Origin of the sequence: Anaerotignum lactatifermentans DSM 14214 (assembly GCF_900142265.1) — a bacterium.
Lineage (GTDB): Bacteria > Bacillota > Clostridia > Lachnospirales > Anaerotignaceae > Anaerotignum > Anaerotignum lactatifermentans.
Map to the genome: position 1 here is coordinate 1 of NZ_FRAH01000122.1, position 4990 is coordinate 4990.

General features: G+C 36.5%; 2 protein-coding genes. One reads left to right on the forward strand and one right to left on the reverse strand.

Annotated elements, in window-relative coordinates; translation table 11 throughout:
• Positions 1-241 (reverse strand): transposase (locus tag BUB35_RS17760; RefSeq protein ID WP_143185489.1); only part of this gene is annotated, 241 nt, incomplete at its 3' end.
• Between the two features lie 131 nt (positions 242-372).
• Here BUB35_RS17760 and BUB35_RS17765 point away from each other — a divergent pair.
• Positions 373-4608 carry an S-layer homology domain-containing protein gene (locus tag BUB35_RS17765; RefSeq protein ID WP_072853908.1) on the forward strand — a complete coding sequence of 1412 codons (4236 nt, stop codon included), beginning with the start codon at positions 373-375 and terminating at the stop codon, positions 4606-4608.
• The last annotated feature ends 382 nt before the right edge of the window (positions 4609-4990 follow it).

Sequence of the window (4990 nt, forward strand, 5' to 3'; positions counted from 1 at the left end):
GGTTTTCTTCTTCAAGTTGAGCGAGGCGTCTTTGAAGCTCTTTGACTTGTTTGGCAGTCATGACTTCACCATCATCTGTTTCAACAGTTGCGTATTGTTTGATCCAGCGAGTGAGAGCAGTCTGAGAAACTCCGTATTCTTTACAAAGGGCAGTTTGTGTTTTGCCACCAGATTGATATAGATTTACGAGTGTTCTTTTGAAGTCTTCGTCATAGCGAATACCTTTGCTGTTTGTTGACATGTAAATACCTCCTTTTGGTGTCTACTTTATTGTAATAGATAGTTACTTTATGTGTCCACTTTTTTAATATAGATCCAGAATGTTACGAAAGTGAAGAATCAGAAGATATAACTAATTATGAAAAAGAAACTATGGATATTGATTTATTAACTGTTCCAGAGGGAGAAGCAGCATGTACTTATGAAAGTACAGATGGAACTGTAACTTCCAGTGAAGCAGTTACAATGAAAGAAGCCGTAGAGGCATTAAACAGTGCAGGTGGTGGAACAATCAAGGTTGTAAGCAGTGGTTTGGCTGATTGGAACATGATTGTAGAAAGTAATATTACCATTATACCTGCGGATGAAAGTAAGCAAGTGGTAATTGGATTGAAAGAACCGGATGTCTATGTTGGGGGACAAAACAGTAAAGATGGCATGTTCCAAGTGAAAAATGACTGCGTGTTAACTTTTGGCGCGGAAGGTTTGCCGGAAGACTGTCTGGTTTTCAGTGGTGAAAATATTGAACATTCCTGTATTGTAACTGCAGACGAAGGATATAGTACAGCACGTGTGATACTTAATGATGGTGTGTTATTGACCAAGTGTATGGATTCTGCCATAGGAAAGCATCATGATGGATCAGGGGTTTCTTCACGTTCGCCCCATGTAGAAATACATGGTGCAAAGGTTGCCTATAATGGCACAAAAGAAAATCCTGCTTATGATTCGGCAATCAAGTCCCGTTCTTTTACGATGACGTCTGGCGTTATTTGTGAGAATTACAGCGGCGGCGGAGCAGGTGCTATTGAGATTAATGATGGTCTCAAATTTGTGGATGATTTAGATTGCAGAATATCAGGAGATTCTTTAATTGAAAACTGTGGTAGTGATACTTGTGGCGCTATCTTAGCAGAAGATTTATATATTTCTGGTAATGTGACCATACGCAACTGTTATGGTGAGGATTTAGCAGGTGCAATTTATTGTGGTGGTGATATAGCAGAAATTTCCGGATTAACAATTGAATATTGTAAGGGTGGCAGTGCAGGTGCCATTAACTCATTAAGTGAGGAATTAATAATAAAAGATGATGTTAGAATTAGTAATTGTGAGTTAATTGCTGAGTATAATAACATTAAAATGGCAGGTGCAATTTATTGCTTGTTTGATCTTACGATTGAGGGCGGTGAAAAAGGCGTTATTATTGAAAACTGTAAAGGAATTGAAACCGCAGGTGCAATTTATGCAAAAGGTACTACAACAAGTATTGGAGGAAATGTTACTTTAAAAAACAATACTGCTAATTATGGTGGCGCAATATGTACTAATTCAAGACAGATGGATATTAAAGATGGTGTTCAGATTATCAATAATACAGCCCAAATAGCTGGTGGGGGTATATATGTTGATGGTATAGATAAAAATTATATAACTTATATGCCACATGTTACTATTTATGGAGGTACAATTCAGGAAAATGAGGCACCAAAAGGTGGCGGTATTTATCTTTCGAGTTCCTATGACTCAACGGAATTAATTAGTGCCGTTGTTTTAAAAGGTGGAAATATCATTAATAATACTGCTAAAGATGCCGGAGGCGGTATCTACCAAAGCTACGGTTCGTATATTTATGTATCTGGAAGTCCTAATGTAACAAATAATAAAACAAATGATGTTACAGATAATATCTGCTTAGGCTGGAATGGTGTACATGAGGTCGATGGTGAGCAGGAAATCGCATCATTTGATGATGTATATCAATCATTCAAAGATGGACAAGATAGTTTTGTGGCGGTTTTTGGAAAAATGTATATGAATTATTTTCGTACCCTCATTGAAGCGGAATATTCAAAGCTTGATGAGGAAGAGAAAGTTAATGCTGCAAAACAACTTGGATTAAATGATTATGTTATTACTGATGATGATACCGGTGAAGAAAAATATATAGGCACAAAAGAGCAGTTTATTGATGCATATCTGAAATATACGGAAAATGCTTTGAAAGTAGAAATTATAGAAATTTATGAAAGATTACAGAAGCTTCCTGAAGAAGAGCAAAAGAAATCTCTTGAAAAAATATATAATCAATTAAAGGATATAGCTAGCATTGCTAATAGTATAAATGCTTATATAACAGTAGTAGGTGCTTTGGATGATAATGCAAAAATAGGAATTACTTCTGAATATCCAAAATATAAACGTTTAGTTGTAGAAGGCGGCGTTGACGCCAAAGAAAATGCTGATGGAGAAGCGTATGTTTTAACAGATAAAGATTTAAAGGCTTTTAGTAGCGATAATACATATTATAATGTGGAATATAATCCACAAAACAAAAATCAGTTTGTATTAATGAATTTTATTAAAATTTCTCCAGCTGATGTGATTATATATATGGGCGGAGAAAGTTATGAAGGCGTTACAGACGAGAACGGCAACATCATTTCTGACAGCACGGGTTTACCTGAGCCTGGTTTTGTTTTGGAAATTCCAGAAGAATTTAACATTGAAGATATAGATAATTTATATCTCCAATATAATGATGGAACAAATAAATATAAGTGGAAATTTGTACCTTATGGTGATGGAGAAGAAAATCTTCCAATCGAAAAAAAGGTATTCCGTATTGAACCAGCAGATGAAACATTAAAAAGAGATGTGCGTGTTAATTTCATCAAAACCAATGGAGATGACAAAGAGGTTGTTGCCAGTGATAACTTTGTTGTTGGTGATTATGTGAACCAAACACTTGAAATGGAAGTATATGGAGAAGGTATTGAGTCTGGAAACGTTACATTCATATATGAAGACGAAGTAAATGGAAAACAAGAGCATGGGGTTTCAGTAGAAAATGGAACACTCACTGTCCTTGGTACCACAACAAAAGAGCAATACGGAGAAAAGAAAGCATCTGAAACAGATGTTGTTGCAGGAGAGCCTGCAATGATAGAAAAAGAAGGTACTATTTATACGATCAATGGATCTTCAGTTGCTGTCGATGAAAATGCCCAAATTGCATTGTTATTTGATAACATTATCAACTCAGCAGACGAAAACAGAGAAGAACTGCTGAAAGAGAGAGCAGAGGAATTTTTGAAAACAACAAATTCTTCTCGCAGCTACGAAATCAAATACTTGGATTTGGTAGACAGAAATAATGGTAATATGTGGGTTACAGCACAAGATGCTTCAGGGAACCCAAGGGATATTACAATTTATTGGCCAATTCCTGAAAACATGGGTAAAGATGTCAAAGTGAAAATTTTGCATTTTAAAGACCTGCATCGTGATACATCTACAGATGAAATAGAATCTTCCATTGAACAGTGTGTTGTAGAAGAAGTTCCTGTTACTAAAATAACAGATACTCATGTTGTATTTGAATCTGGTGCGAAAGGATTTTCGCCATTTGCTCTTGTTTGGGAAGTAGAAGATACCGATAATGGAAATGATTTTAACTCTAGTGGTAGCAGTGGAGGTTCATCAACAAAATATTACACTTTCAACTATGAGTCCAATGGCGGAACAGAGTATGATGACGAAAGATATAAGAAAAATACAGTGGTGGACCTGGATAAAGTTCCTGTAAGAATGGGTTATACCTTCACAGGCTGGTATGCCGATGAAGAATTGACAGAGAAGATTACAGACATCAAAATGACATCCGATAAAACTGTCTATGCTGGTTGGGTGAAATCTACAGTACCAGATCAGCTCAACGGCGATGACCATTTTGCTTATGTGGTAGGGTATCCCGATGGCAGTGTACAGCCCAATGGCAACATTACCCGTGCAGAAGTAGCAGCGATCTTCTTCCGTTTGCTGCAGCCAGAGGTAAGGGATGGCAATCTTTCTGATACCAATGTCTTTACAGATGTAACAGAAAATGATTGGCATAATGTATCTGTTTCTACCATGGCAGAACTGAATATCATCAAAGGCAGAACAGAAACCACATTTGTGCCGGATGCACCTATCACCAGAGCGGAATTTGCCGCGATCTGCGCACGCTTTGATACAGGTCTGACAGAAGGCGACAGCAATCTAACAGATATCAGTGGTCACTGGGCAGAGGAAGAAATCGAAAGAGCTGTTTCTCTTGGTTGGATCGCAGGATATCCTGATGGAACCTTCAAGCCGAATCAATTTATTACAAGAGCAGAAGCAGTATCCATCATCAACCGCGTTCTGTGCAGAATGCCGGAAGAACCGGAAGATCTGTTAAGTGGCATGAATATCTGGCCAGACAATATGGATACCAACAAATGGTATTATCTGGCAGTACAGGAGGCGACCAACAGCCATACTTACGAACATAAAGGCGAGATTCATGAAACATGGCTGGAATTGATAGCAGATCCTGACTGGAGCAGATATAACAATATTTAATTCATATTAATTAAAGAAAGAATCCTATGTGGTTTTCTCATAGGATTCTTTCTTTATTGTATGAATATAGTATGATAGATATTTTTATTATTATGGAAATATATATTTAGAGTAGACATGATGATAGAGTTATTTTCTTTAATAAGAATTTAAGAAAAACAGAAAAACAAAATTAATGATTTCATATATTTATCAGCCAAAATAAATAGTAGATTTTGAATTTTCTTTGTTTGATGGTATAATCTAATCTAAACAGAAAAGTCCAGCGGTGATATGTCAAGATAAAAACAATATTGAAAGATATACTTTCAGCTATGTTTCAAAAAGACAAAAACACCCACCTAAGCCCTGCAAATCGTATTTTTGAAAAATGAGCAGGGTT

Coding starts and splice junctions, on each gene's coding strand:
- BUB35_RS17765 (WP_072853908.1), top strand. CDS start 373: ATGGATATTGATTTATTAACTGTTCCAGAGGGAGAAGCAGCATGTACT.